The sequence below is a fragment of the Microbacterium maritypicum genome (assembly GCF_041529975.1).
Classification (GTDB): Bacteria; Actinomycetota; Actinomycetes; order Actinomycetales; family Microbacteriaceae; genus Microbacterium.
In genome coordinates, this window is the sequence record NZ_CP168030.1 from 1,618,146 (window position 1) to 1,644,068 (window position 25,923).

The 25,923-nt window shown below is 69.7% G+C and carries 21 protein-coding genes, 1 tRNA gene and 1 other RNA gene; 16 read left to right on the top strand and 7 right to left on the bottom strand.

What is annotated here, in order from left to right; genetic code table 11:
• From ACCO44_RS07950 to ACCO44_RS07960, 3 genes are read right to left on the bottom strand one after another with little or no spacing between them, the layout of a single operon-like run.
• Positions 1–2,268 carry a transglutaminaseTgpA domain-containing protein gene (locus ACCO44_RS07950; protein ID WP_372469183.1) on the bottom strand — a complete coding sequence of 756 codons (2,268 nt, stop codon included), beginning with the start codon at positions 2,266–2,268 and terminating at the stop codon, positions 1–3.
• Positions 2,255–3,445, bottom strand: a complete 1,191-nt coding sequence (locus ACCO44_RS07955; protein ID WP_372469184.1) for a DUF58 domain-containing protein — start codon at positions 3,443–3,445, stop codon at positions 2,255–2,257. Before ACCO44_RS07955 ends, ACCO44_RS07950 begins: the two co-directional genes overlap by 14 nt.
• 11 nt (positions 3,446–3,456) lie before the next feature.
• Positions 3,457–4,446 carry an AAA family ATPase gene (locus tag ACCO44_RS07960; RefSeq protein ID WP_372469185.1) on the bottom strand — a complete coding sequence of 330 codons (990 nt, stop codon included), beginning with the start codon at positions 4,444–4,446 and terminating at the stop codon, positions 3,457–3,459.
• A gap of 143 nt (positions 4,447–4,589) precedes the next feature.
• Here ACCO44_RS07960 and ffs point away from each other — a divergent pair.
• The 16 genes from ffs to ACCO44_RS08040 all read left to right on the top strand — a co-directional run bounded on the left by ffs (position 4,590) and on the right by ACCO44_RS08040 (position 23,616).
• An RNA gene (gene ffs / locus ACCO44_RS07965) (signal recognition particle sRNA small type) lies at positions 4,590–4,686 on the top strand.
• 64 nt (positions 4,687–4,750) lie between these two features.
• Entirely contained in the window at positions 4,751–5,362 is a 612-nt protein-coding gene (locus ACCO44_RS07970) for a rhomboid family intramembrane serine protease (RefSeq protein WP_372469186.1), read from the top strand.
• Positions 5,359–6,057 (top strand): hypothetical protein, encoded by a 699-nt coding sequence (locus tag ACCO44_RS07975; protein WP_372469187.1) that lies wholly within the window; start codon positions 5,359–5,361, stop codon positions 6,055–6,057. Before ACCO44_RS07970 ends, ACCO44_RS07975 begins: the two co-directional genes overlap by 4 nt.
• 65 nt (positions 6,058–6,122) lie before the next feature.
• Positions 6,123–8,240 (top strand): phosphate acetyltransferase, encoded by a 2,118-nt coding sequence (pta, locus tag ACCO44_RS07980; RefSeq protein WP_372469188.1) that lies wholly within the window; start codon positions 6,123–6,125, stop codon positions 8,238–8,240.
• Positions 8,237–9,457 (top strand): acetate/propionate family kinase, encoded by a 1,221-nt coding sequence (locus ACCO44_RS07985; RefSeq protein WP_372469189.1) that lies wholly within the window; start codon positions 8,237–8,239, stop codon positions 9,455–9,457. The genes pta and ACCO44_RS07985 overlap by 4 nt, the downstream gene beginning before the upstream one ends.
• Before the next feature lie 100 nt (positions 9,458–9,557).
• Positions 9,558–10,316, top strand: a complete 759-nt coding sequence (locus tag ACCO44_RS07990) for an HAD-IA family hydrolase (protein WP_372469190.1) — start codon at positions 9,558–9,560, stop codon at positions 10,314–10,316.
• The gene (locus ACCO44_RS07995; protein WP_029261035.1) at positions 10,313–12,820 is read left to right on the top strand and encodes a glycoside hydrolase family 65 protein; all 2,508 of its coding nucleotides are present in this window, start codon (positions 10,313–10,315) and stop codon (positions 12,818–12,820) included. The genes ACCO44_RS07990 and ACCO44_RS07995 overlap by 4 nt, the downstream gene beginning before the upstream one ends.
• A gap of 64 nt (positions 12,821–12,884) precedes the next feature.
• Positions 12,885–15,170: a DNA polymerase III subunit gamma and tau gene (locus tag ACCO44_RS08000; RefSeq protein ID WP_372469191.1), complete on the top strand. Its 2,286-nt coding sequence runs from the start codon at positions 12,885–12,887 to the stop codon at positions 15,168–15,170.
• Positions 15,170–15,763, top strand: coding sequence for a recombination mediator RecR (gene recR / locus ACCO44_RS08005; RefSeq protein ID WP_029261037.1), 594 nt, complete (start codon positions 15,170–15,172; stop codon positions 15,761–15,763). The genes ACCO44_RS08000 and recR overlap by 1 nt, the downstream gene beginning before the upstream one ends.
• Positions 15,760–16,677, top strand: a complete 918-nt coding sequence (locus ACCO44_RS08010) for a DMT family transporter (RefSeq protein ID WP_029261038.1) — start codon at positions 15,760–15,762, stop codon at positions 16,675–16,677. Before recR ends, ACCO44_RS08010 begins: the two co-directional genes overlap by 4 nt.
• 94 nt (positions 16,678–16,771) lie before the next feature.
• Entirely contained in the window at positions 16,772–18,052 is a 1,281-nt protein-coding gene (locus ACCO44_RS08015; RefSeq protein WP_029261039.1) for an aspartate kinase, read from the top strand.
• 180 nt (positions 18,053–18,232) lie between these two features.
• Entirely contained in the window at positions 18,233–19,300 is a 1,068-nt protein-coding gene (locus ACCO44_RS08020) for an aspartate-semialdehyde dehydrogenase (RefSeq protein WP_029261040.1), read from the top strand.
• Positions 19,301–19,382: 82 nt separating this feature from the next.
• A complete protein-coding gene (locus ACCO44_RS08025; RefSeq protein ID WP_372469192.1) occupies positions 19,383–20,855 on the top strand; it encodes a malate:quinone oxidoreductase in 1,473 nt (490 codons plus the stop codon).
• A gap of 9 nt (positions 20,856–20,864) precedes the next feature.
• Positions 20,865–21,518, top strand: a complete 654-nt coding sequence (locus ACCO44_RS08030; protein WP_372469193.1) for a thymidine kinase — start codon at positions 20,865–20,867, stop codon at positions 21,516–21,518.
• Between the two features lie 105 nt (positions 21,519–21,623).
• Positions 21,624–22,346 (top strand): FadR/GntR family transcriptional regulator, encoded by a 723-nt coding sequence (locus ACCO44_RS08035; RefSeq protein ID WP_372469194.1) that lies wholly within the window; start codon positions 21,624–21,626, stop codon positions 22,344–22,346.
• A gap of 10 nt (positions 22,347–22,356) precedes the next feature.
• The gene (locus ACCO44_RS08040) at positions 22,357–23,616 is read left to right on the top strand and encodes an alpha-hydroxy acid oxidase (RefSeq protein WP_029261044.1); all 1,260 of its coding nucleotides are present in this window, start codon (positions 22,357–22,359) and stop codon (positions 23,614–23,616) included.
• A gap of 30 nt (positions 23,617–23,646) precedes the next feature.
• Here ACCO44_RS08040 and ACCO44_RS08045 read toward each other — a convergent pair whose 3' ends face one another.
• The 4 genes from ACCO44_RS08045 to ACCO44_RS08060 form a co-directional block, all read right to left on the bottom strand.
• A complete protein-coding gene (locus tag ACCO44_RS08045; protein ID WP_372469195.1) occupies positions 23,647–24,489 on the bottom strand; it encodes a DUF1295 domain-containing protein in 843 nt (280 codons plus the stop codon).
• A 52-nt stretch (positions 24,490–24,541) separates the two neighbouring features.
• Positions 24,542–25,297 (bottom strand): HAD-IIB family hydrolase, encoded by a 756-nt coding sequence (locus ACCO44_RS08050; protein WP_372469196.1) that lies wholly within the window; start codon positions 25,295–25,297, stop codon positions 24,542–24,544.
• Positions 25,294–25,770, bottom strand: a complete 477-nt coding sequence (locus ACCO44_RS08055; protein ID WP_372469197.1) for a VanZ family protein — start codon at positions 25,768–25,770, stop codon at positions 25,294–25,296. Before ACCO44_RS08055 ends, ACCO44_RS08050 begins: the two co-directional genes overlap by 4 nt.
• Before the next feature lie 74 nt (positions 25,771–25,844).
• Positions 25,845–25,921: transfer RNA gene (locus ACCO44_RS08060), tRNA-Pro, on the bottom strand.
• Positions 25,922–25,923 lie beyond the last annotated feature (2 nt).

Below are 25,923 nucleotides of genomic sequence, written 5' to 3' on the forward strand. Positions count from 1 at the left end.
TCAGACCGCCGCTCCTGGCTCGGCGGCTCGCGGAGCGTACAGGGACCGCGGCAGCAGTGCGGCGCGCACCCGGGTCGGTCGGTCGACGCTTTCGCGCAGCTGCACCAAGACCTGGCGCAGTGGCTCGGACAGATCAGTCTCCGCATCACCGGAGCGGGCGTAATTGGACTGCTCGACGGCATCCGTGAGTCGACGCATCGCCGCCGCGTCGACCTGGTTCGACCGCACGAGACCCGCCGCACGCACACGTGGGGTCTCGGCATCGGACACGTCTTGTTGGAGGTCGATCAACGTGTCGCGGAGCTCGGCCCAAGCCGCCGCGGAGTCTCCGCCTCGCGCTCGGCTCATGCGACCGCGGCGCTCCACGACGCGGATGAGCGCCGGCAGCAGGAGCAGCACGACGACTCCGAGTGCGGTGAGCGCGACCGGCATCGGGTCGAGGGTGCGCCGTGCGCCGCCGTCCGCCGAGTCGCCGCCGTCGGGGTCACGGTCCACCTCCGGAGCCGAGGTCTCTTCGCTCTGCGGGGCCGTGGTGGGGACGGGGACGGACGGGTCTCCGGAGCCACCGCCCTGCGTCACCCCCGCCCGGAAGGCGGTCGGTACCCCCAGCGAGGCCGTCGGCTCGAAGGGAACCCAGCCGACGCCGGGGAAGAGCACTTCCGGCCAGGAATGCAGCTGGTCGCTGGTCACGGAGAAGACCGATTCCGTGCCGCGCTTCTCATCGGTGAGCGAGCCGGGCAGGTACCCGACGACGATGCGCACCTGCATCCCCAGGCTCTCGGCCATCAGTGCGAAGGCTCCGGCGAAGTGCACGCAGTACCCGTGGCGCTCTTCGAGGAACTGCGCCACGGCCTCGGCTCCGGTGCCGTCGAAGCCTTCCTGCACCGGTGTCTCGAGGGAGTACGCGAACTGCGAGCGGAACCAGTTCTGCAGTGCCACGAGTCGGTCGTAGTCGGTGCTCGCGGCCGCGGTCACGTCGGTGGCCAGCTCGGCGATGATGCCCGGCAGCTCCACGGGCTCCGCCTCGGGATCGACGACGGGGGGCGCGGCGTCGATCGCGCGGATCTGCTCGAGCGTCGGGATCAGGCGGGACGAGGTGACGGTGTAGTCGTTGCCGACGGCATCGGCGCTGCGCGAGAAGAGCGTGCGGTTGTCGGGGGAGACCCGCCACGAGCCGCTCAGACCCTGCACGGCGGTGGCCGGGTACGGCACCGGAAGCCACGAGCTCGACATGCGCAGCACCCGGATGGAGGTGTTCTCCTCCTCCGTCGCGATCTCCTCACCCCACTCCGGGGCGCCGAAGCCGTCGTCCTGCGACTGCAGGTCGCCTCGGTCGGGCTGCCAGACGCGTCCGTCGAACCGGGAGAGCGTCGTCAACCGCAGGTAGGGGGCGGTCTCGCCGTCCGCCGCCACGGTCAGCACCTCGACCGGGTTCGGTTGGCGCAGGTCGTCACCGAGGCGCAGCGATGCGTCGACCGTGACGCCGACGCCGGTGCCGGCCATGCTCGTCGCGACGGGCAGCGCGGGTGCGATGGCCACGGTCGTGACCAGCGCGGCGGCCCCGAGCGCGACGGCGAGCGAGGTCGACGATCGGCGAGGCGATTCCGGATGCCGGCGCGCGGTGTAACGGAAGAGGAGCAGGGCCATCACGCCGTAGAGCACGAACCAGATCACGTTCGTCTCACCCAGGGTGACGATCATCGGCACCGCGCCGATGGCGCCGGTCAGCAGCGCAGCCAGCACGGCCGAGCGGTGCGCCACGAGCTGGTCGAGGAGGATCGCGACGATCGCGAAGCCGGCGCCCATCGTGGCGGCGAGCCCGGGCGAGGCGTCGAGCGGCGCGGAACCGAAAGCGACCTCCTCGAAGGCCGCGGCCCCGAGGGCTCCGAACACCGCGAGGGTGGTCGTCGTCGGGACCACCCCGAAGATCGCGGTGTCACCCGCGACGAGCAGCGTCACGGCGCCGATGGCCACGACGATCTGGGTGAGGAGGGTGCCGGTGTCCCGGACCCATGCCGCCCGTCGGCGCAGCAGGTGCCGCAGCAGCATGCCCGTCCCGGCCACGACGATGACCACGACGAGGACCGTACCCGACCAGGTGCCCGGAGAGATGACCGACGTGTACGGCCACGTCGCCACGAGTGTCGCCGCGGCAGCCAGTGCACCGGGGCCGACGACGCCGGTCGTCTCCTCGCGGTCGCGGTGCCACTGCGGCGCGGATGGCGTGGGGGCGGCCGCGGTCGGGGCCGACCGCTCAGCGCGGAACATCGCCGACTCCGATCCGCGCCGAGACGGCATCCTCCCACGCCTCGGCGATGTCCGCTCCGAGCTCCACGACCGTCCAGCCGTGCGGGACGGAGGCCTCGGCGGCACCGGGCAGCAGCTCGGTGCTGAACAGCATGGGGGCGGTGGCTCCCGCCGGACGCAGCAGGGCGGCGTCCTCCTCATCGAGGCGCCCGGTGATGAAGACCAGCGGGCCGGGAGGCGTTCCTCCGATGAGCGACGCCAGGTCCCGACTCTCGCCGCGGGGTGTCACCATCGCCAGCGCCACGAGCAGTCCGTCACGGTCGTCTTCGTGCCCGCGCAGGGCGCCGAGCAGAGTTCCCGCGCCGTCGATCACGTCGACGCTGTAGCCCTCGGACGCGAGATGGATGGCGGAGGAGGCGCACAGGGACACAGCGGCTTCGAAGGCCGGATCGGCGTGGACGCCCGGCGCATCCCAGTGGCGGCTGCTGCGGTCGAGCACGACGACCGCGTCAGGGCTCGACTCCTCCTCTTCCTGTCGCACCATGAGCTGCCCGCGGTGTGCGGTCGCCCTCCAGTGGATGCGACGCATCGAGTCGCCGGGGATGTAGCCGCGCGGTGACAGGTTGTCGCTGCCCTGCCCCAGCCTCGTCGACGAGGTGTGCGCGGTTCCTCCGGCGGCTCCGACCCGCACGGCGAGCGGGGCGAGGGCGAAGACCTCGGGCACGACGGTGACGCTGCGGCTGTCGCCGAACGGCTGCTCGCGCTGCGCCAGCCCGAACGGATCCACCGTGCGCAGCATGAGCGGCCCGAGCGGCCAGACGCCGCGTCGGACGCCGGTGATCAGGTAGGTGAGCTGACCGGTCTCGGGCGGGTACTCGCCGCCCGAGTCGCCGGTGACGGCGTCGGGCAGCACGTCGTGCCAGAGCCCCCGTGGCACGCGGAGGGCGCGCAACGTGAAGCGCACCGTGACCCTCGAGGTCTCCGACACGGTCAGCAGGTCGGTCGAGATCTGACGGGTGACCGTCCCGGAGCGGCGGGGGAGACGCACGGCGAGGAGCGAGAAGAGGGTGAGGGCGGCGAGCAGCACCCCGATGTAGAGCAGGATGCGGGCGCCGAGGACGTTGGCGGCGATCATGCAGCCCAGCGCGGCGATGAGCGCACCGGCGCCGCGGCTGGTGAGGGATCGGCGTCGTCGCATGAGGGTCTCGGTCAGGAACGGGTCGCGACGGGAACGCGCACCCGTTCGACGATCTGGGCGAGCGCCGCCTCGACGGGCTGGGCGCCCGCACGGTGGGCGCCGCGAGCGGGCAGCAGCCGGTGCGCCAGCACGGGGATCAGCAGCGCCGTGATGTCGTCGGGAATGACGTAGTCGCGCCCGTCGAGGGCGGCCCACACCTTCGCCGCCCTGATCAGCTGCAGGGTGGCCCGGGGGCTCGCGCCGAGGTGGAGGTTCGGGTCGGAACGGGTCGACTGCGCGAGGGCGACCGTGTACTCCTCCAGCGCGGGGGCCACGTGGACGGAGCGCGCCCACGCGATGAGCTGGGAGATGGATGCCGCATCGGCGACGGGCGTCACCGCGGCGAGCGGGCTCACCACATCGCGCTGACGGAGCATGAGGGTTTCGGCTGCGGCATCCGGGTATCCCATCGAGATGCGCATCATGAAGCGGTCGCGCTGCGCTTCGGGCAGGGCATAGGTGCCCTCCATCTCGAGCGGATTCTGGGTCGCCACGACCAGGAACGGCTTCGGCAGCATGTGCGTGGCTCCGTCGACCGTGACCTGTCCCTCCTCCATCGCCTCGAGCAGCGCAGACTGCGTCTTCGGGGAGGAGCGGTTGATCTCGTCGGCGATCACGATGTGGGCGAACACCGCGCCGCGCTTGAACTCGAACTCCCGATCGACCGGGTTGTAGACCGAGACGCCGGTGACATCGCCGGGAAGCAGGTCGGGGGTGAACTGGATGCGGCGCACCGTCGCGTCCACGCTCGCGGCCAGCGCCCGGGCGAGCATCGTCTTGCCGACGCCGGGCACATCTTCGATGAGCAGGTGCCCCTCGGCGAGGAGGCAGACGAGCGCGCTGCGCACGGCATCGGGCTTGCCGTCGATGACCTGGCCGATGGAGCCGAGGATCGCGGAGGTCTGCGCGGCGAACCGCTCGGCGTCGATCGTCACCGGGACCAGGGGGGCGTTCTCGGGCATGCGTTCCCTCTCACATCGGCGCTGCGGTGCGCGTTACTCGATCGTAACCCTGTGGAGGGGGTAACGCTCTGGCAGGTTCCCCTGAGCTCTCCGCCATCCGCGGTGACGGTTCGAACCACCCGGCGCATCGGGTTAGGATGGTTGACGGCTCTCCGCGTGGCGGCATCCAGGCCAATTCCCCCAGGGCGGAAACGCAGCAAGGGTAACCGGGCTCTGCTGGGTGCGCGGAGGGTCACTTTCTTTTTCTGCGGGTGATCCGCCGGATGCTCAGTCGTCTCCTGGCTGCACCTGCGACAATCATCCGGTGACCGTCTCCCCACCACCGAAGGTGCAGCATCCGCTCGGCCGTTTCGCCTCGCCGGTGCTCCTGCTCGTCGCGATGTGGGTCGTGCAGTTCGCCGATGCGATCCTGCCGGGGTCTTTCACCGGCTTCGGGTTGCGGTCCTGGGATGTGTCCGGTCTCGGTGGCATCGTGCTCGGTCCGCTCCTGCACGCGAACTGGCAGCATCTCATCGGCAACTCGGTGCCGTTCCTCGTCCTCGGCTGCCTCGTCGCGGTCGAAGGAACCCGCCGATTCTGGGCCGTCACGGCGATCGTCGCGGTCGTCAGCGGCATCGGCACGTGGCTCTTCAATGCTCCCGGCACGCTGACGGTCGGCGCCTCCGGACTCGTGTTCGGATACTTCGGCTACGTCGTGATGCGGGTGTTCGCGCCGGGCCGGGTCGCCCACCGGATCCTCTACGCCGTCATCGCGTTGATCGTGCTCGCCCTGTACGGTGCCACGATGCTGGCCGGGGTGTTCGGCGTCGCCGAGGGGATCTCCTGGCAGGGTCACCTCTTCGGCGCGATCGGTGGCGGACTCGCCGCCCTCATCGGCCGTCGCCCGCGAACAGAGCGCGGAGCGCTCGCGGCATGAGTCCTCGACGCGCGGCGTCGCCGGCGAAGCGCAGGCGGGCGACGACGAAGCCGAGATCGAAGCGGAAGAGCACGGCGCGGCGGCGCAAACCCGGCACGCGACGGCAGGCGGCGATCCGGCTCCGCCGCCGGAAGATCCTGCAGCGGGTGCTCGTGTCGACCACGGCCGTCCTGGTGCTCGGCGGGCTGCTGGCCCTCATCCCGCTCGGGCTCGCGCGCGACCCGGCACCGATCTGCATCGACGAGCCGCAGACGTTCCCGGAGGCGGGCATCGAGGGGTGGAGCGGAGAGCAGCTCGAGAATGCGGCGACCATCGTGCGCACGGCGGCCCGGCTGGGCTTCCCGCGAGAGGGGCAGATCCTCGGGGTGATGACGGCGATGGGCGAGAGCAGCCTGCGCAACATCGACTACGGCGACTGGGAGACGAGCGGGTTCACCAACCCCGACGGCTCGCGCACCACGAGCATCGGGCTGTTCCAGCAGCAGGACTGGTGGGGGAGTGCCGAGCAGCGGATGGATCCGGCGACCGCCACGACCCTGTTCTTCGACCGCCTCGGCCGGCTTCCCGACTGGCAGAGCATGCAGCCGTCGCACGCGATCCACCGGGTGCAGATCAACATGGATCGCGACTACTACTCCCGATTCCAGGCGGATGCCACGGCGGTCGTCGATGCGCTGTCGGGGCACTGCGAGTGACGCCGGCGCAATAGTTCCGGTGGCATGCCCGGTGGGTTCACGGATGCCGCGCCTAAGCTGAAGCTGTGGCGCAGAGCATCTACATCACCTCGGCCGAAGGCCATACCGGAAAGTCGACGATCGCCCTCGGGGCGCTCGACGCGTTGATGCGCGTCTCGCCGCGGGTGGGGGTGTTCCGCCCGATCGCGCGGTCCGTCACCGAACGCGACGACATCCTCGAGCTGATGCTGGCGCACGACGGCGTGCAGCTCGACTACGAGGACTGCATCGGCGTCACCTACGACGACGTGCGCAGCGACCCGGAAGCGGCGCTGTCGACGATCGTCGCGCGGTTCAAGGCGGTCGAGGCGCAGTGCGACTCCGTCGTGATCATCGGCAGCGACTACACGGATGTCGCCAGCCCCGCCGAGCTCGGCTTCAACGCGCGTGTGGCCGCCAACCTGGGGGCGCCGGTCATGCTCGTCCTCAGCGGTCGTGATCAGCAGCGCCAGGCGGAGCAGCTGGGCACGACGACCGCTCGCGCAGCCGCTGCCGTCGGACAGATCGCAGAGCTGGCGCTGTCCGAGCTCGCCGCCGAACGGGCCGAACTCTTCGCGGTCGCCGTGAACCGGGCAGACCCCGACGCGCTCGACGCCGTGATCGATGCCGTGCGTGCGGTCCTCCACGACGAGCGCACGCCGGTGTGGGCGATCCCCGAGGACCGTGCGCTGGTCGCCCCGTCGATCCGCGGCATCCTCGCAGCCGTCGACGGGAAGCTCCTCAAGGGCGACGACGACCGGTTGGCGGCGGAGGCGCTGACGATCGTGGTCGCCGGGATGTCGATGGTCAACGTGCTGCCGCGGCTCACCGAAGAGGCGGTCGTGGTGATCCCCGCCGACCGCACCGAGGTGCTCCTCGCTGCGCTGCTGGCCGACTCGTCCGGCACCTTCCCGCGCATCGCCGGCATCATCCTGAACGGCCCCTTCCCGCTGCCGGAGCCGATCCTCCAGCTGCTCGACGGATTCGCCTCCACGGTTCCGATCATCACGACCGACCTGGGCACGTACGACACGGCGGTGCGGGTGATGGGCGCCCGCGGCCGGATCTCGGCCGATTCCCGCAGCCGGTACGACCGCGCGCTCGGCCTGTTCCAGGCGCATGTGGACATCGCCGAGCTGACCGAGAAACTCGGGCTCGCGGAGTCACGGGTCGTCACACCGTTGATGTTCCAGTACGGGCTCATCGAGCGTGCCCGGTCCGACCGTCGCCGCATCGTGCTGCCCGAAGGGGGAGACGACCGCATCCTCCGCGCCGCCGCCACGCTGCTGGCCCGGGAGGTCGCCGACCTCACGATCCTCGGTGACGAGGCCGCGGTGCGGGCGCGTGCCGTCGAGCTGGGCGTCGACATCGCGGCGGCCCAGGTGCTCAGCCCGACCGACCCCGAGCTGGTGGAGCGCTTCGCCGCCGAGTACGCGCGCCTCCGCGCCCACAAGGGCATCACGCTCGCCCAGGCGGCCGACACCGTGACCGACGTGTCGTACTTCGGCACGATGATGGTGCATCTCGGCCTCGCCGACGGGATGGTCTCCGGCGCCGCGCACACGACCGCGCACACCATCCGCCCGTCGTTCGAGATCATCAAGACGAAGCCGGGGGTGAACGTCGTCTCGAGTGTCTTCCTGATGGCGCTCGCCGACCGTGTGCTCGTGTACGGCGACTGCGCCGTGATCCCCGATCCGACGAGCGAGCAGCTCGCCGACATCGCGATCTCCTCCGCGACCACGGCGCGCCAGTTCGGGATCGATCCGCGCGTCGCGATGCTGTCGTACTCGACCGGAGAATCCGGCACCGGCGCCGACGTCGACAAGGTGCGCGCGGCGACCACCCTCGTGCGCGAGAGGGCACCGGAGCTGCCGGTGGAGGGCCCCATCCAGTACGACGCGGCGGCGGATGCGGCGGTCGCCAAGGCCAAGCTCCCCGGCTCCGCCGTGGCCGGACGGGCGACGGTGTTCGTGTTCCCCGACCTCAACACCGGCAACAACACCTACAAGGCCGTGCAGCGATCGGCGGGCGCCGTCGCCATCGGACCGGTGCTGCAGGGGCTCAACAAGCCCATCAACGACCTCTCCCGCGGCGCCCTGGTCGACGACATCGTCAACACCGTCGCGATCACCGCGATCCAGGCGCAGGGAGAGCACGCATGAGCGCGATCCTGGTGATCAACAGCGGTTCGTCGTCGCTGAAGTACAGCCTGATCGACATCGAGCAGGAGAACCTGCTGGCGAGCGGGCTCATCGAGCGCATCGGCCAGGACGCCAGCCCGGTCGCCCACACCGTCCGCCCCGAGTCCGACGGCACGGCCATGCCGACGATGCTGGACGCGACGTATCGCGACGAGCGCCCGATCGCCGATCATGCCGCCGCCTTCGAGATCATGCGCGCGCAGTTCGCCGCGCACGGCCCGTCACTCGAGGAACACCGCCCGGTCGCCGTGGGGCACCGCGTGGTCCACGGGGGCGCCCGCTTCTACGCCCCGACGTTGATCGATGCCGATGTGGAGCGGCAGATCGATGAGCTCGCTGTGCTCGCGCCGCTGCACAACCCCGCGAACCTGGCCGGCATCCGCGCCGCCCGCGCCGTGTTCGATCAGGTTCCGCACGTCGCCGTCTTCGACACGGCGTTCCACCAGACGCTCCCGCCCGCCGCGTACACCTACGCGATCGACGCCGCGCTCGCCGCGGAGCACCGGGTGCGCCGCTACGGCTTCCACGGCACGAGCCACCAGTTTGTGAGCGAGGCCGCGGCGGCGTTCCTCGGCCGTGACCTCGGCAGCCTCCGACAGCTCGTGTTCCACCTCGGAAACGGGGCGTCGGTGACGGCGATCGACGGCGGTCGCTCGGTCGAGACCTCGATGGGGCTCACCCCGCTCGAGGGCCTGGTCATGGGCACCCGCTCCGGCGACATCGACCCCGCCGCGCTCGTGCACCTGTCGCGTCGTGCCGGCCTCTCGATCGACGACCTCGACTCGCTGCTCAACACCCGCAGCGGGCTGGCCGGCCTCGCCGGTCGGAGCGACATGCGCGACATCCTCGCCGGGGTGGAGGCGGGGGACGACGCCGCGATGCTCGCCTTCGACGTGTACGTGCACCGCCTGCGCGCCTATGCCGGCGCGTACATCGCGCAGCTCGGGGGAGTGGACGTCATCTCCTTCACCGCCGGCGTCGGCGAGAACTCGGCGCCGGTGCGGGCGGCCGCGATGGCGACCCTCGGATTCGCGGGTGTGGAGATGGATGCCGCCCGCAACGAGGCGAGGGAACGCGGCATCCGGCGCATCTCCACGAACACCTCACCGGTGACGGTCCTCGTGGTGCCGACGGATGAGGAACTGCAGATCGCCCGGCAGACGGCCGAACTGCTCTGATCCGTCCGCCGGGGTTACCTCCTGAAGCGCCACCGCATTACGCTTGCACAGTGGCACGGAGAGGTGCCGGCCCGACGATCGCCCTTCTCCTGGAGGCTCTGTGCCAGAAGCACTGCCCGACCTGTTCCACGCCGACGGCGTACTGTTCGACCTCGACGGCGTGCTCACTCCGACCGCCGAGGTGCACATGCGCGCCTGGAAGGTCGTGTTCGACGACGTGTTCGCCCGCTGGGGCATCACGTCGCCGTACACCGATGCCGACTACTACGACTACGTCGACGGCAAGAAGCGCTACGACGGAGTGGCGAGTCTGCTGCGCAGTCGCAACGTCGAGGTGCCCTGGGGCGAGGTCGATGACGACCCCTCGACCGAGACCATCTGCGGGATCGGCAACCGCAAGAACGCCGCCTTCGCGCAGTCGCTGCGCGGGCAGGGCATCGCGCCGTACCCGGGCTCACTCGCGGTCGTCGAGGCTCTGCATGCCGCCGGCATCCCGCTCGGCGTGGTGTCGAGCTCCAAGAACGCCGAGGAGGTGCTGGCCGCCGCCGGCATCCGCTCCTTCTTCCGGATCGTCGTGGACGGGGTCGTGGCCGAGCGCGACGGTCTCGCGTCGAAGCCCGCCGCCGACATGTTCGCCGCGGGCGCGGTGGCGCTCGGTGTCGACCCGGCCCGCTCGGTCGCCGTGGAGGATGCCACCTCCGGGGCCGCTTCCGCCGCTGCCGCCGGCTATGCGAGCGTGATCGGCGTCGACCGCGGTGCCGGTGCCGATGCGCTCCGTGCCGCCGGCGCCACCGTCGTCGTCGACGACCTGGCCGTGTTCGTCCCCGATACCCGCACCGACATCCCGGAGACCGCATGATCGACCGCGACCGCTTCCCCGTCGACCCCTGGCGACTGATCGACACGCACTACTCGGAGGAGGGCGTCGGCGAGACGCTGTTCTCGGTCGGCAACGGCTACCTGGGCCTGCGCGGCAACCACATCGAGGGCCGCGGCGCGCAGGAGCACGGCACGTTCATCAACGGGCTGCACGAGACGTGGCCGATCCGGCACGCTGAGCAGGCCTACGGTTTCGCCGAGGTCGGGCAGACGATCGTCAACGCTCCCGACGCCAAGGTCATGCGCGTCTACGTCGACGACGAACCCATCTCCCTCGACGACGCCGACGTGCGCGAGTACCGCCGCACGCTCGACCTGCGCACCGGAGTGCTGGAGCGTCACGTGGTCTGGGAGACCCCGTCGGGCAAGCGTGTGCGCATGCGTGACGAGCGCATCGTGAGCTTCGAGGAGCGGCACCTCGCCGTGCTGCGGCTCGAGGTCGTCGTCGAGAACGCCGATGCCCCGGTCACCATCAGCTGCCAGCTGCTGAACCGCCAGGACGGTGCGGGCGTGTACGCCGGCACTCCGATCGGCACGAAGGCCGCTGCCTTCGATCCTCGCAAGGCCGAGAAGATCGCCGACCGCGTGCTGGAGCCTGCCGAGCACTGGCAGGACGGGCTGCGCTCCGCGCTGTCGTACCGGGTCGCCGACTCCGGGATGACGGTCGCCGTCGTGGCCGACCACGTGGTCGAGACCGAGAACGAGTACAACGCCCGCACGCTCGTGGAGCCCGACATCGCGAAGAACGTGTTCCGCGTGCAGGCGAAGGCCGGCGTCCCCATCACGGTCACGAAGCTCGTCAGCTACCACACCTCGCGGGGCGTACCGCCGCGTGAGCTCGTCGATCGCTGCCGTCGTTCGCTCGACCGCGCGGCCGATGAGGGCGTCGAGACGGTCTTCCAGCGTCAGCGGGCCTGGCTCGATGCGTTCTGGGAGCGCAGCGACGTGCAGATCGGTGGCCGCGACGACCTGCAGCAGGCCACCCGGTGGTGCCTTTTCCAGCTGGCTCAGGCCTCCGCCCGCGCAGACGGCGCCGGCGTCCCCGCGAAGGGCGTCTCCGGGTCGGGATACAGCGGACACTACTTCTGGGACACCGAGATCTACGTGCTCCCCTTCCTCACCTACACGACGCCGCGGTGGGCATACAACGCACTGCGGGCGCGGGTGAAGATGCTCCCGGCTGCGCGTCGCCGGGCCGCACAGCTCAACGAGGCGGGGGCGCTCTTCCCGTGGCGCACCATCAACGGCGAGGAGGCCTCCGCGTACTACGCGGCCGGTACCGCGCAGTACCACATCAACGCCGACATCAGCTTCGCGCTCGGCAAGTACGTGCGCGCGACCGGTGACGAGGAGTTCCTCCGGCGCGAGGGCGCCGACATCGCGATCGAGACCGCGCGGCTGTGGGCGACTCTCGGCTTCTGGCGTGCCTCGAGACTGGTGGAGGAGGCGGATGCCGGCGACGGGATCGAGACCTTCCACATCCACGGCGTCACGGGGCCCGACGAGTACACCACGGTCGTCAACGACAATCTCTACACGAACGTCATGGCGCGCTACAACCTCCGCTACGCGGCGAAGATCGTCCGCGAGATCAAGGAGAGCCACCCCGAGGACTATGTGAAGCTCGTCGATCGCACGGGGCTCGGCGTCGGAGAGGCCGAGGCGTGGGACCGCGCGGCGGAGGCGATGTACATCCCCTACAGCGAGGGCCTCGGCATCCATCCGCAGGACTCGCTGTTCCTCGAGCGCGAGGTCTGGGATCTCGCCAACACGCCCGCCGAGCAGCGACCGCTGCTGCTGCACTTCCACCCGCTGGTGATCTACCGGTTCCAGGTGCTCAAGCAGGCGGATGTCGTGCTGGCGCTGTTCCTGCAGGGGAACCACTTCTCGCCCGAGGAGAAGAAGGCCGACTTCGATTACTACGATCCGCTGACCACGGGTGACTCGACGCTCTCGGCGGTCGTGCAGTCGATCCTCGCCGCGGAGGTCGGGTACCAGGATCTCGCGCAGAGGTATTTCGAGCAGTCGCTGTTCGTCGACCTGCACGACCTGCACCACAACGCGGCCGACGGCGTGCATGTGGCCTCCGCCGGTGGAGTGTGGACGGCGCTGGTGTGCGGTTTCGGCGGCATGCGTGACTATGCCGGCGACCTGAGCTTCGATCCACGCCTGCCGGCCGACTGGCCGTCGCTGTCGTTCCCGCTGCAGTGGCAGGGATCCACGCTGCACGTCTCGGTCACCAAGGACGAGCTGCGCGTGCAGGTGCGCAGCGGCCCCCCGGTGCCTTTCAGCGTGCGGGACACCGCGTATTTCGCGACCGTGGAGGACGAGGTCGTCGTGCCGCTGGCGGATCAGGGACCACTGATCCCCGGGCGTCCGACGCTGCGGCAGTTCGCCGACGCCCGCCGCGACGACGGCACCCGGATGTCGGCATCCGTCCCCGTCATCACCACCGCCATCCCGGTGATCGAGTCGACCGATTGACGCTTCCGGACGCCGTGGATCGGCCGACCCGCCGAAGGTCGGTGGCACGCCGTAGGCTGTTGAGGTGACCACAGCCCTCTACCGCCGCTACCGCCCCGAGACGTTCGGCGAGATGATCGGGCAGTCCCAGGTGACCGACCCGCTCATGACGGCGCTGCGCGGCGATCGGGTCGGCCACGCGTACCTGTTCTCCGGCCCTCGCGGCTGCGGCAAGACGACCTCGGCGCGCATCCTGGCACGCTGCCTGAACTGCGCCGAGGGGCCGACCGACGTGCCGTGCGGCGTCTGCCCGAGCTGCGTCGAGCTGTCGCGCGCCGGCGGGGGATCGCTCGACGTCGTCGAGATCGACGCGGCCAGCCACAACGGCGTCGACGACGCCCGTGACCTGCGCGAGCGGGCGACCTTCGCGCCCAGCCGCGACCGGTACAAGATCTTCATCCTCGACGAGGCGCATATGGTCACCCCACAGGGGTTCAACGCGCTGCTCAAGCTCGTCGAGGAGCCGCCGGAGCACGTCAAGTTCATCTTCGCGACGACCGAGCCCGAGAAGGTCCTCGGCACGATCCGCTCCCGCACGCACCACTACCCGTTCCGTCTCGTGCCGCCCGCAGCGATGCTCGAGTACGTCGAGAAGCTCTGCGCCGAAGAGGGCGTGATCGTCGAACAGGGCGTGCTGCCGCTCGTCGTCCGCGCGGGTGGCGGCTCTCCGCGAGACACGCTCTCGCTGCTCGACCAGCTCATCGCCGGATCCGACGCACCCGCCGGTTCCGAGACCGTCACGGTCGGCTACGCGCGTGCCGTCTCTCTGCTCGGCTACACGCACGGTGCCCTCCTCGACGAGATCGTCGACGCGCTCGCCGCCGGAGACGCCGCCGCCGCGTTCCCCGCCATCGACCGTGTCGTGCAGACCGGTCAAGACCCGCGGCGGTTCGTCGACGACCTGCTCGAACGGCTGCGCGACCTGATCGTCATCGCGGCCGTCGGTGCCGGCGCTTCGGCCGTCCTGCGTGGGATCGCCGAAGACGACCTGCAGCGCATGCGCGGCCAGGCAGAGGTCTTCGGTGCCGCGCGCCTGTCCCGCACCGCCGACGTCGTGAGCGCAGCCCTCGACGACATGTCGGGGGCGACATCCCCGCGCCTGCATCTCGAGCTCATGGTGGCGCGTGTGCTCGCCAGTGCGACGGATGCTGCCGCTGCGGCGCCGGCGGCTCCCATTGCCGAGCGCGCCCCGGCGCCCACGCGGCCCACGGCGGCGTCGGCGCCTGTTTCGGCGCCTGCGGCCTCGGCACCCGCGGTCCCGGCACTCACTCCTGCTTCGCAGGCGTCGGACACGCCGCCCGCGGATTCGGAGGTTGCTGCCGCTGCGCCTGCTCCCGCAGCCGCAGCGCCGGCAGCGCCTGCGCCGGAAGCGCCGAGTTCAGCCGATGCCGCAACGCCCGCTCCGGCGGCGACCGAGCCGGCCGCCGCCGAACCCGCCGCTCATCGAGGGCCGGTCACGTTCGACAGCATCCGCGCATCCTGGCCCGCCGTCCTCACCCGGCTCGAGGGCATCAGTCGCACGTCCTGGCTGCTGGCCACGGCCGTGCAGCCGCTCGCCTACGTCACTGACGCCGAGGTGCTGACGCTGGGCTTCACGAGCCAGCACGACGTCGCGAAGTTCAAGGGCACGACCCCCGGTTCCGGTCCCTCCGACCACCTGCGGTCCGCGATCGAGCACGAGCTCGGGGTGCGGGTGAAGTACCTTCCTGCACCGATGCCTGCCGGTGGTGCTCCACGCCAGTCGGCGGCATCCGGTCCCTCGGCGCCCGCCGATTCCGCTGCCGCATCGGAGCCTGCGTCAGCGAGTTCCTCCCGCTCGCAGGTCCGTGGCTCGTCGGCATCCGCGGTGACCGAATGGGCGGTCGCACCGATCCCCACCGCGCAGGAAGAGCCGGCGAGCGCCCCGCCCGCGCCGTCTTCGCCGCTCCCCGTCGACGAGGAGCCCGAAGAGGTCGAGGCAGCGGCATCCGCTCCCGTCCCGCCATCCGATGGTGCGGTCGATCGTGACGAACCTCCGCTTCCGGGCGACGATGAGGCTCCGGCCTTCGATGACGAGCCGCCCTACGATCCTTCGTACGAGCCGCCGGTCTCGCGGCAGCCTGCTCCGCGGGAGCCAGTGCCTCCACGGGCTGCTCCTCAGCAGCAGCCCGCCCCGCAGGCGCAGCGCGCGGCAGCAGCCCCACCGGTCGTCATCGAGCGCGCTCCTTCGGTCGGGGGAGTGCAGCGCTACGGTGAGGCCGTGATCCGCCAGGTGCTCGGCGCGACCTTCCTGCGCGAAGAGCCCTACGAGCCCCCGACGAGGTTCAACTGATGTATGACGGCATCGTTCAGGAGCTGATCGACGAGTTCGGTCGCCTGCCCGGCATCGGCCCGAAGTCCGCCCAGCGGATCACGTTCCACATCCTGCAGACGCCGACGTTCGACGTCGCCCGTCTCGCGGAACTCCTCAGCGAGATCCGCACCCGTGTGCGGTTCTGCGAGATCTGCGGCAACGTCGCCGAGCAGGAGCGGTGTGCCATCTGTCGCGACCCGCGCCGCAGCCAGACGCTGATCTGCGTGGTCGAAGACGCCAAAGACGTCGCGGCCATCGAGCGCACGCGCGAGTTCCGCGGGCTCTACCACGTGCTCGGCGGGGCCATCAGCCCCATCGCCGGCGTCGGGCCCGACGACCTCCGCATCGCGCAGCTCATGACGCGCCTCGCCGACGGCACGGTGCAGGAGGTCATCCTCGCCACCAACCCGAACCTCGAAGGGGAGGCGACCGCGAGCTATCTGAGCCGGCTGCTCACGACGATGCAGATCACGGTGTCCCGGCTCGCCTCCGGGCTCCCGGTCGGCGGCGACCTCGAATATGCCGACGAGGTCACCCTCGGTCGTGCCTTCGAGGGCCGGCGCATCCTGTGACCCCGAACGCGGGCTTCTCGCGTCGTGGCTGGCTTCTCTTCGGGGCCATGGCCCTGCTGTGGGGCGTGCCGTACCTGTTCATCAGCGTCGCGGTCGAGTCGTTCTCGCCGCCCGCGATCGTCGCCGGGCGCACTCTCATCGCCGCCCTGCTGCTCCTGCCGTTCGCGATCCGCAGCGGAGCGCTCCGGGCTGCGCTGAAGCACTGGCCCTGGGTGCTGGCCTTCGGCGCCGTCGAGATGGCCGGTCCCTTCCTGCTGCTCGGACACGCCGAGATGACGCTGCCCTCCGGCATGACCGGTCTGCTGGTGGCGACGGTTCCGCTCTTCGCCGCGCTGATCGCTCTCGGCGGCGGCGACCGTGGGGTGCTGCGGCCCACTCGCGGAATCGGCCTGCTCGTCGGCTTCATCGGCGTCGCGATCGTGGTCGCCGGTCCCGGTCTCTTCGGTGGCGAGGTCAGCCTGCTGGCGGCCGGCGAAGTCCTGCTGGTGGCGGTGCTCTACGCGATCGCCCCGTTCATCGTGGCGCGCAAGCTCAACGACGTCCCTTCGCTGGGCACCATCACCCTGTCGCTGCTCATGATCGGCATCTTCTACCTTCCGATCGGTCTGCTCACGCAGCACGAGGTCCCCACGCTGCCCTCGATCGCCGCGCTCCTCGCGCTCGCCGTGATCTGCACGGCCGTAGCGTTCCTCGCGTTCTTCGCCCTCATCCGCGAGGTGGGACCGGTACGCGCCCCGCTGTTCACCTACGTGAATCCGGTGGTCGCGATCATCCTCGGGGCGATCGTCCTCGCCGAGCCGCTGACGCCCGGGTTGCTGCTCGGGTTCCCGCTGATCATCGTCGGCTGCTGGTTCGCCGCCACCGGTGGCCGTCTGCGTCCGGTCTCTCCGCAGGCGCTCCCTCCCGCACTCTGACCCACGCGCGCCCCGTGACACATGCACGACTGGGCATACGCGCCGATCGTAGAATGAGCGTGGGCGGATCCGCCCGACATCCCAGGGAGTGATCGTGGCCCTCATCGTGCAGAAGTACGGCGGCTCGTCCGTCGCCGACGCAGAGAGCATCAAGCGCGTCGCCAAGCGCATCGTCGACACCCGTCGTGCCGGTCACGACGTCGTGGTCGCGGTCAGCGCCATGGGCGACACCACCGACGAGCTCCTCGAGCTCGCCAACGAGGTCGCCCCGATTCCCGCGCCGCGCGAGCTCGACATGCTCCTCTCCAGCGGAGAGCGCATCTCGATGGCGCTGCTGGCCATGGCGATCCACTCGATGGGCTTCGAGGCGCGCTCTTTCACGGGCAGCCAGGCGGGCATGATCACCGACTCGCAGCACGGTGCCGCCCGCATCGTCGATGTCACTCCCGTGCGTCTGCGCGAGGCTCTCGACGAGGGGGCGATCGTGATCGTCGCCGGATTCCAGGGCTTCAACCGCGACACCCGCGACATCACCACGCTCGGTCGCGGGGGGTCGGACACCACGGCCGTCGCCCTCGCCGCCGCGCTCGACGCCGACGTGTGCGAGATCTACAGCGACGTGGACGGCATCTTCACCGCCGATCCGCGCGTGATCCCGAAGGCGCAGAAGCTCGATCACGTTTCGAGCGAGGAGATGCTGGAGCTCGCCGCCAACGGCGCCAAGGTGCTCTACATCCGCGCCGTCGAGTACGCGCGCCGTCACGGCGTCCTCATTCACGCTCGGTCGACGTTCTCGTCGGCCGAGGGCACGTACGTTCTGGGCGAGGGTATGAAGAACCCTCGCGAAGCCGAGGGAGCAGTCATGGAAGAACCGATCGTCGCCGGGGTCGCCACCGACTTCAGCCAGGCCAAGATCACGGTCGCGGGCGTGCCCGACGTCCCCGGCAAGGCCGCCGAGATCTTCAAGATCGTGGCCAAGTCCGGCGCGAACGTCGACATGATCGTGCAGAATGTCTCGGCCACCGGGCGCACCGACATCTCCTTCACCGTCCCCAAGGCGGATGCCGCGGCAGCGCTCAAGGCGCTGGCGGGGGATCAGACCGAGGTGGGCTTCCAGAATCTGATCCACGACGACCAGATCGGCAAGCTCTCCGTCGTCGGTGCGGGTATGCGCACTCACTCCGGCGTTTCCGCGACGCTGTTCGAGGCGCTCTCCGCCGGCGGCATCAACATCGAGATGATCTCGACGTCCGAGATCCGCATCTCGGTGGTCCTGCGCGACACCGACCTGACCGAGGCCGCGCGCACCGTGCACACCGCCTACGGACTCGACGGGGATTCCGACGCCACGGTCCACGCCGGCACCGGACGCTGATCTCCGCCATCCGCCTTCGCTTTCCTGCCGACTGTGCGGGCGTGTGCAGCGTGGAAGCCGCATCGCCTCGGACCGCGGTAGACTCACCGAAACCCTGACACCGGCGCCAGGCGCAGCATCCGCATCCCGACGCCGCGCCCGAAGCCTCGTACGCCGCACCGCACGACGCCAAGGAACATCATGACCCGCATCTCCGAATCAGGACTCTCCGTCGCCATCGTCGGCGCCACCGGCCAGGTGGGCACCGTGATGCGCGAGATTCTCGCCGAGCGGTCGTTCCCGATCCGCGACCTGCGCCTGTTCTCCTCCGCACGTTCCGCCGGCACCGCGATCGAATTCGGTGGCGCGACCGTCATCGTCGAAGACGTCGAGACGGCGGATGCCGCGGGCATCGACATCGCCCTGTTCTCCGCCGGGGCCACCGCGAGCCGTGCCTACGCGCCGCGTTTCGCCGCTGCCGGTGCCGTGGTCGTCGACAACTCCAGCGCTTGGCGCATGGACCCCGAGGTTCCGCTCGTCGTCAGCGAAGTGAACCCGCACGCGATCGATGAGCGCCCCAAGGGCATCATCGCGAACCCGAACTGCACCACGATGGCCGCGATGCCGGTGCTGAAGGCGCTGGATGCCGAGGCCGGCCTCGAGCGCCTGATCGTGTCGACCTACCAGGCGGTCTCTGGCTCCGGCCTCGCCGGTGCGCAGGAACTGCTCGGCCAGGTCGAGGGCGTGCTCGCTCAGGGCGACACCCTGCGTCTCGTGCACGATGGCTCGGCGGTCGACTTCCCCGAGCCCGAGAAGTACGTCGCACCGATCGCGTTCGACGTGATCCCGTTCGCCGGCAACCTCGTCGACGACGGCGACAACGAGACCGACGAGGAGAAGAAGCTCCGCAACGAGAGCCGCAAGATCCTCGAACTCCCCGGCCTCCGCGTGGCGGGCACGTGCGTGCGCGTCCCGGTCTTCACCGGTCACTCGCTGTCGATCAACGTCGAGTTCGCTCGGGACATCACGCCCGAGCGTGCCCGCGAGGTCCTGAGCGCGGCTCCCGGCGTCGTACTCGACGAGGTTCCGACCCCGCTGCAGGCGGCGGGCAAGGACCCGAGCTTCGTCGGCCGCATCCGTGCCGACCAGTCGGCAGCTGAGGGCAAGGGTCTCGTCCTCTTCATCAGCAACGACAACCTGCGCAAGGGTGCGGCGCTGAACGCCGTGCAGATCGCCGAGGTCCTCGCGGAGCGTCTGGTCATAGCCTGACGGTATCCCCGCCATGTCGAACCGGTCTGGCAGGGTCGGACGCATGGTCTGCGACCCCGTGCCCGCGAACTAGACTGGTTCGGTGACAGAAAACGTCGATGTCGTCCTGATCGGCGGTGGCATCATGAGCGCCACCCTGGGTACTCTCCTGCATGAGCTGCAGCCGGAGTGGAAGATCGTCGCCTTCGAGCGACTCTCCGATGTGGCTCAGGAGAGCTCGAACCCGTGGAACAACGCCGGCACGGGGCACGCCGCCCTGTGCGAGTTGAACTACATGCCGCAGCAGGGCGACGCTCCGCTCGACCCCGCCAAGGCCGTGTCGATCAACGAGCAGTTCCAGCAGAGCCGGCAGTTCTGGTCGTCGCTGGTCGAGAAGGGTGTGCTCGACGCGCCGTCGACGTTCATCAACGCGACTCCGCACATGACGTTCGTCCGCGGCGAGAAGGATGTCGCCTACCTCAAGGCCCGCTACGAGGTGCTCAAGGAGCAGCCCCTGTTCGCCGGCATCGAGTACAGCGAGGACTCCCGCGTCATCAACCAGTGGGCGCCGCTGCTCATGCAGCAGCGCCGCAAGGGTGAGCCGTTCGCCGCGACGCGCGTGCCGGCCGGCACCGATGTCGACTTCGGAGCCCTGACGCACCAGCTCTTCGACCACCTGACCGAGTCGGGTGTCACGCTGCGCACGAACCACGAGGTGCGCAGCCTCAAGAAGCAGAAGGACGGCGGCTGGCTGGTCAAGTACCGCACGACCATCGGTCGCACGCCGAACGAGATCAAGGCGCGCTTCGTGTTCGTAGGTGCGGGCGGCTGGGCGCTCAAGCTGCTGCAGAATTCCGGCATTCCTGAGATCAAGGGCTACGGCGTCTTCCCGATCGGCGGCCAGTTCCTCAAGACCACGAACCCGAAGGTCGTCGCGCAGCACAAGGCGAAGGTCTACTCGCAGGCATCCGTCGGCGCTCCGCCGATGTCGGTTCCGCACCTCGATACCCGCGTCGTCGGTGGTGAGTCCTCGCTCATGTTCGGGCCGTTCGCGACGTTCAGCCCGAAGTTCCTCAAGAACGGATCGATGCTCGACATCGTCTCGCAGGTGCGCCCGCACAACCTGCTGCCGATGCTGCAGGTCGCCGTGAAGAACCCCGACCTGATCACCTACCTGGTCGGCGAGCTGCTGAAGAACCACGCCAAGAAGGTCGACAGCCTGCGCACGTTCATGCCGACGGCCAAGGACGAGGACTGGACTCTCATCGACGCCGGTCAGCGGGCTCAGGTCATGAAGAAGGACCCGAAGAAGGGCGGCATCCTGCAGTTCGGCACGGAGGTCGTCTCGTCGGCAGACGGATCGATCGCCGGGCTCCTCGGTGCTTCTCCGGGAGCTTCGACCGCTGTCCCGATCATGCTCGAGCTGCTCAAGGCCTGCTTCCCGGACGAGTATCCGCACTGGGAGCCGGAACTCCGCGCCCTGATCCCCACGTTCGGCGAGAAGCTGAACACGGATGCGGCGCTGGCGGAGCAGTACACCGAGGCGACCGCCGCCACCCTCGGCATCAACGTCTGAGTCCGGACCGTGGCGAAGCTCTACTTCCGCTACGGCGCGATGAATTCGGGCAAGTCGACCTCGCTGCTCCAGGCCGCGTACAACTACGAGGAGCGCGGCCAGCACGTGCTGCTGGCGAAGCCCGCGATCGACACCAAGGGGGCGTCCGAGATCGAGAGTCGGCTCGGCGTCACCCGTCCGGTCGACTTCCTGATCGGCCCCGACGACGACGCGCGAGTGCTCTTCGCGGAGCACCGTGCGCGCATGCAGCATTCGTCGGACGACGAGCTGCTCCCGGCGGGACCCACCGATGTCGCCTGCCTTCTCATCGACGAGGCGCAGTTCCTCACGCCGGCTCAGGTCGACGACGTCTTCCGCATCGCGGTGGAAGACGGCATCCCGGTGATGGCGTACGGGATCCGCAACGACTTCCTCACGCATGCTTTTCCCGGCTCCGCGCGGCTGCTCGCGATCGCGCACTCGCTGGAGGAGCTCAAGACGATCTGTCGGTGCGGGCGGAAGGCCGTGTTCAACGGCCGGGTCGTCGGCGGGCGCTTCGTGTTCGACGGCGATCAGGTCGCCATCGACGAGGGGGCCATCGGGTCGGCCTCGCCGGAGCTGACGACGTACGAGTCCCTGTGCGGCACCTGCTATCTCGAGGAGTCCGGCGGACGCCTGGGCTGATCGCCCGGCACACGGCCCGCAGTGCGTGCAGCGGGGCGATCGAGCGCGCTCGTTTGCGTGGTCTGACCACACGCGCTAACCTGTGGTCAGACCACAGGAGGATCGATGAGCGACCAGCCGGCGCGCGCCTGGCAACTCGTGCTCGAGCACATCGAGCGCGACCTGCTCGACGGCCGACTCGGGCCCGGTGACCGTCTGCCGTCGGAGCGAGATCTCGCGACCGAGCTCGGCGTCGGCAGGTCCAGCGTCCGCGAGGCGTTCCGCGTGCTCGAGGTGATGGGACTCATCCGCACCGCGACCGGTTCCGGTCCGCAGTCCGGCGCCATCGTCATCGCCACGCCGACCGGTGGCATGTCGGCGCTGCTGCGGCTGCAGGTGGCGGCTCAGGGTTTCGCGCTGGATGATGTCGTGCGCACCCGCCTCGTCCTCGAAGACGCGGTCGTCACCGCCCTGGCCACTTCGCCCGATCGCGACACCGCACGAGCTCATGAGCTGCTCGAGGCGATGGATGCCGTCGGCCTGTCCGCCGGGGAGTTCCTCGCCCTCGACGCCCAGTTGCACCTCTCGCTTGCGGAAGCCAGCGGAAACACGGTCATCGCCGCGATGATGGCGGGCCTGCGCTCCTCGATCGAGTCCTACGTGCAGGCGGGGGTCGCGGCGATCCCGGACTGGGCGGCGATGGCGACCAGGCTCCGCGCCGAGCACCACGCACTGGTCGCCGCGATCGATGCCGCCGATGTCGAGGCTGCTCGAACCCTCGTCCGCACGCACATCACCGGCTACCACACGTCCGCGGGGCTCACCCGCGACATCCATCCCCAGAACTGAGAGGCACATCATGGTGCAGCGCCAGCTTCCCAACCCCGTCGAACTGCTCGATCTCATGAAGTTCAAGAAGCCCGAGCTCGACGGCCGCAAGCGCCGCCTCGACGCCGCGCTGACCATCGACGATCTGCGTCTGATCGCCAAGCGGCGCACTCCCAAGGCCGCGTTCGACTACACGGACGGTGCGGCCGAGGGTGAGCTCTCCCTCACCCGAGCGCGTCAGGCTTTCCAGGACGTCGAGTTCCACCCCGGCATCCTGCGTCCGGCACCCGATGTCGACACGAGCACCGAGATCCTCGGAGGTCCGTCGGCCCTGCCGTTCGGCATCGCGCCCACCGGGTTCACCCGCCTGATGCAGACCGAGGGCGAGGTCGCCGGAGCCGGTGCGGCGGCTGCCGCCGGCATCCCGTTCACGCTCTCCACTCTCGGCACCACGTCGATCGAGGGCGTGAAGGCTGCGAACCCGGACGGGCGCAACTGGTTCCAGCTGTATGTGATGCGCGATCGCGAGATCTCCTACGAGCTCACCCGACGCGCGGCCGCGGCCGGCTTCGACACCCTGCAGTTCACCGTGGACACCCCCGTCGCCGGTGCTCGTCTGCGCGACAAGCGCAACGGCTTCAGCATCCCGCCGCAGCTGACGCTCGGCACGATCATCAACGCGATCCCGCGTCCCTGGTGGTGGTTCGATTTCCTCACGACGCCCAAGCTGGAGTTCGCGTCGCTGAGCACCACCGGCGGCACAGTCGGCGAGCTGTTGGATGCGGCGATGGATCCGACGATCAGCTACGACGACCTCGCCGTCATCCGCGACATCTGGCCCGGCAAGATCGTGATCAAGGGCGTGCAGAACGTCGAGGACTCCGTGCGTCTGCGTGATGCGGGCGTCGACGGCATCGTCCTGTCGAACCACGGTGGGCGCCAACTCGACCGCGCGCCCATCCCGTTCCACCTGCTGCCCGAGGTACGGCGGGCTGTCGGCGACGACTTCACCGTCATGATCGACACCGGGATCATGAACGGCGCCGACATCGTCGCCGCGGTCGCTCTCGGCGCCGACTTCACGCTCATCGGTCGCGCGTATCTCTACGGGCTCATGGCCGGTGGGCGCCAGGGCGTCGACCGCACGATCGCCATCCTGCGCAGCGAGATCGAACGCACGATGCGGCTGCTGGGCGTCTCTTCGCTGGCCGAGCTCGAGCCGGGTCATGTCACCCAGCTCACCCGTCTGGTGCCGGTCGCCCGCGCGAACGCCGAGGCGCGCACGCGCTGATCGCGGCGGCCGCGCGGTGGCCTCTCCGTCTCAGGACTGCGGGGCCACGGCGCGCGCACGCGGCGGCCACGGGATGAGCATCGAGGTCGAGCGCTTGTACTCCGCGTAGGCCGGGTACTTGGATGCGGTGATCGACTCCGTGAAGATGGTCGACCCGATGAACAGCACCGTCAGCAGGGCGGGACCGACGATGGTCGGGTTGAGCGCCCCGCCGACGAAGCCCGCACCGCCGGCGACCGCAGCCGTCGCCCCGAGCGCGTAGAACGCCCACCACTGCGCCTGCTCGAAGAAGAAGTTCGGGTGGCGGCTGAAGCGGAACAGCCCGGTCGTCAGGAACCCCGGGGCGAGCGTGCCCCCTGCCTCCTTCTTGCGCTGGTGGAAGCGCCACTGCTGCTGATCGGCCACGGTCTCGCCGAGGAGGAACCCGAGGAACGCAGCGACGAACAGTGCATCCCACCCGGTGAGGGCTGCGGGATGCTCGGCCGCGACCAGCGCGGGCAGCGTGATGAGCACGAGCAGCGTCATCTGGTAGCCGATGATGAACAGCACGTTGAAGACCTGGAACTGCCACGGGCGCATGCGCCCGCGCAGGATCGCCCACCGGTAGTCCTCCACGCCCGTGTAGCCGCCCTTGCGCGCGAAGTTGAAGGTCAAGCGTGCGCCCCAGGCGGTCGCGAGCACCCCCATGAGTACGACACGCACGGAGCCGTCGCTGTTAGCGAAGGCGCCGGCCACGAAGATCCACACGTAGACCACGGGAACGATCGACCATGCCCGGTCGACCCACGAGGTGTCGCGTGTGATCAGGGAGAGGATCCAGCACACGGCGCTGGCGACCGCGGCGGTGATGACGACGATCAGCAGGGCATCCATGACGCCATGTTAGGACCAGGGGGCGGCAGAACGTCGCAGGACGCCCCCGAGGTCAGAGCGTCCGCAGGAGGCCGTCGAGCTTGTCCGCAGTGTCTTCCCAGCCGTCGACGGCCACGGACGGCACTCCGATGGCCAGGACCGGGTAGTCGTTCCCGCCCTCGTCGAGTCGGTCGCCGTAGAACAGCATCTCGGTGAGAGGGATGCCGGTGTGCTCGGCGAGCTGCCGCATCCCGAAGGCCTTGTCGATGCCGGCCTGGGTGATGTCGATGGATGTCGATCCGCCGGAGCGGACCTCGAGTCCGGGAAGGCGGGCGGCGACGGCGGCACGAAGAGCCGCGCGCTTGGTCCCCGTGGGATCCCAGTCGTGCTTCGCCTCGCGCGGCGCGCGCTGCCCCAGTGCGGAGAAAGTGATCTGCGAGCCGCGGTCCTCGAGGATCTCGCCCCAGGGTTCGGCCTCCCACAGCCCCAGGTGCTCGGCCTCTTCGCGCAGCGCCGTCAACGCGGACTGCTTGTCCTCGTCGCTGAGGTCGTGCGCATACACCGGTGTGAAGTCGGTCCCGTCGTGGCGGAGGTAGCGCGTACCGCACGTCGGCAGCAGGTGCAGGCGGGCGAGGTCGGCGGCATCCGCATCGCCCAGGCGCGAGAGCACCTGACTGCGGAACTGCGCCTCGTTGCCGCCGGAGATGATGGCAACGTCGACCGAACGCAGCAGGCTGCGCAGCAGCGCGGCGATGCGCGGGTCGATCAGCCCCTTGGAAGGGGCGAGCGTGTCATCGAGATCGAAGGCGACGAGTGTGGGCGCGGTCATGATGTCTCCAGCCTAGAAGGTGGCCGCTGGGAGGGTCGTGAAGCAAGCAGCAGTGTGCAGAGGATGGCGAACACGACGCCGACGAGCGCGCCGGTCGAGTTCGCCACGATGTCGGTGACGGTGGCGGCGCGATGGGGGAGGGCCACACGCTGCGCGGTCTCGATCCCGAGCGACAACAGCGGCCCGACCAGCAGGGCGAGCGGCCACACCCGGCGGGGGAGCAGGACGAAGGCGAGGATGCCGACGGGAACGAACACCAGGATGTTCGCGATGATCTCGAGTCGGGTGAAGTCGAGGGATTCCCATCCGAGGCGGTGCGCCGTGCCGAGGACCAGGTCGAGCAGGTTGGGCATCGCCCGTTCGATCCGCGACGGTGTCAGGGTCAGAGCCGCGAGGCCCAGGAGGAACGGGATGCCGAGCGCGAGGGCCCACAGACGGGTGAACCGGCGCGGTGGTGGAAGCAGCGACCCCATGCGTTCCCTTCCCCTTCGTGCACGTGCCCGATACAGAGAAGGCCGCCCCGGTGGGGGCGGCCTTCTCTTGTCACTGGTCGGGGTGACAGGATTTGAACCTGCGACCTCTTCGTCCCGAACGAAGCGCGCTACCAAGCTGCGCCACACCCCGTT

What these genes read in the sequence shown, in the direction of transcription:
- ACCO44_RS07950 (WP_372469183.1), bottom strand. Translation starts at nt 2,268, where the DNA reads ATGTTCCGCGCTGAGCGGTCGGCCCCGACCGCGGCCGCCCCCACGCCA.
- ACCO44_RS07955 (WP_372469184.1), bottom strand. Translation starts at nt 3,445, where the DNA reads ATGCGACGACGCCGATCCCTCACCAGCCGCGGCGCCGGTGCGCTCATC.
- ACCO44_RS07960 (WP_372469185.1), bottom strand. Translation starts at nt 4,446, where the DNA reads ATGCCCGAGAACGCCCCCCTGGTCCCGGTGACGATCGACGCCGAGCGG.
- ACCO44_RS07975 (WP_372469187.1), top strand. Translation starts at nt 5,359, where the DNA reads ATGAGTCCTCGACGCGCGGCGTCGCCGGCGAAGCGCAGGCGGGCGACG.
- ACCO44_RS07985 (WP_372469189.1), top strand. Translation starts at nt 8,237, where the DNA reads ATGAGCGCGATCCTGGTGATCAACAGCGGTTCGTCGTCGCTGAAGTAC.
- ACCO44_RS07995 (WP_029261035.1), top strand. Translation starts at nt 10,313, where the DNA reads ATGATCGACCGCGACCGCTTCCCCGTCGACCCCTGGCGACTGATCGAC.
- recR (WP_029261037.1), top strand. Translation starts at nt 15,170, where the DNA reads ATGTATGACGGCATCGTTCAGGAGCTGATCGACGAGTTCGGTCGCCTG.
- ACCO44_RS08020 (WP_029261040.1), top strand. Translation starts at nt 18,233, where the DNA reads ATGACCCGCATCTCCGAATCAGGACTCTCCGTCGCCATCGTCGGCGCC.
- ACCO44_RS08035 (WP_372469194.1), top strand. Translation starts at nt 21,624, where the DNA reads ATGAGCGACCAGCCGGCGCGCGCCTGGCAACTCGTGCTCGAGCACATC.
- ACCO44_RS08040 (WP_029261044.1), top strand. Translation starts at nt 22,357, where the DNA reads ATGGTGCAGCGCCAGCTTCCCAACCCCGTCGAACTGCTCGATCTCATG.
- ACCO44_RS08045 (WP_372469195.1), bottom strand. Translation starts at nt 24,489, where the DNA reads ATGGATGCCCTGCTGATCGTCGTCATCACCGCCGCGGTCGCCAGCGCC.
- ACCO44_RS08050 (WP_372469196.1), bottom strand. Translation starts at nt 25,297, where the DNA reads ATGACCGCGCCCACACTCGTCGCCTTCGATCTCGATGACACGCTCGCC.
- ACCO44_RS08055 (WP_372469197.1), bottom strand. Translation starts at nt 25,770, where the DNA reads ATGGGGTCGCTGCTTCCACCACCGCGCCGGTTCACCCGTCTGTGGGCC.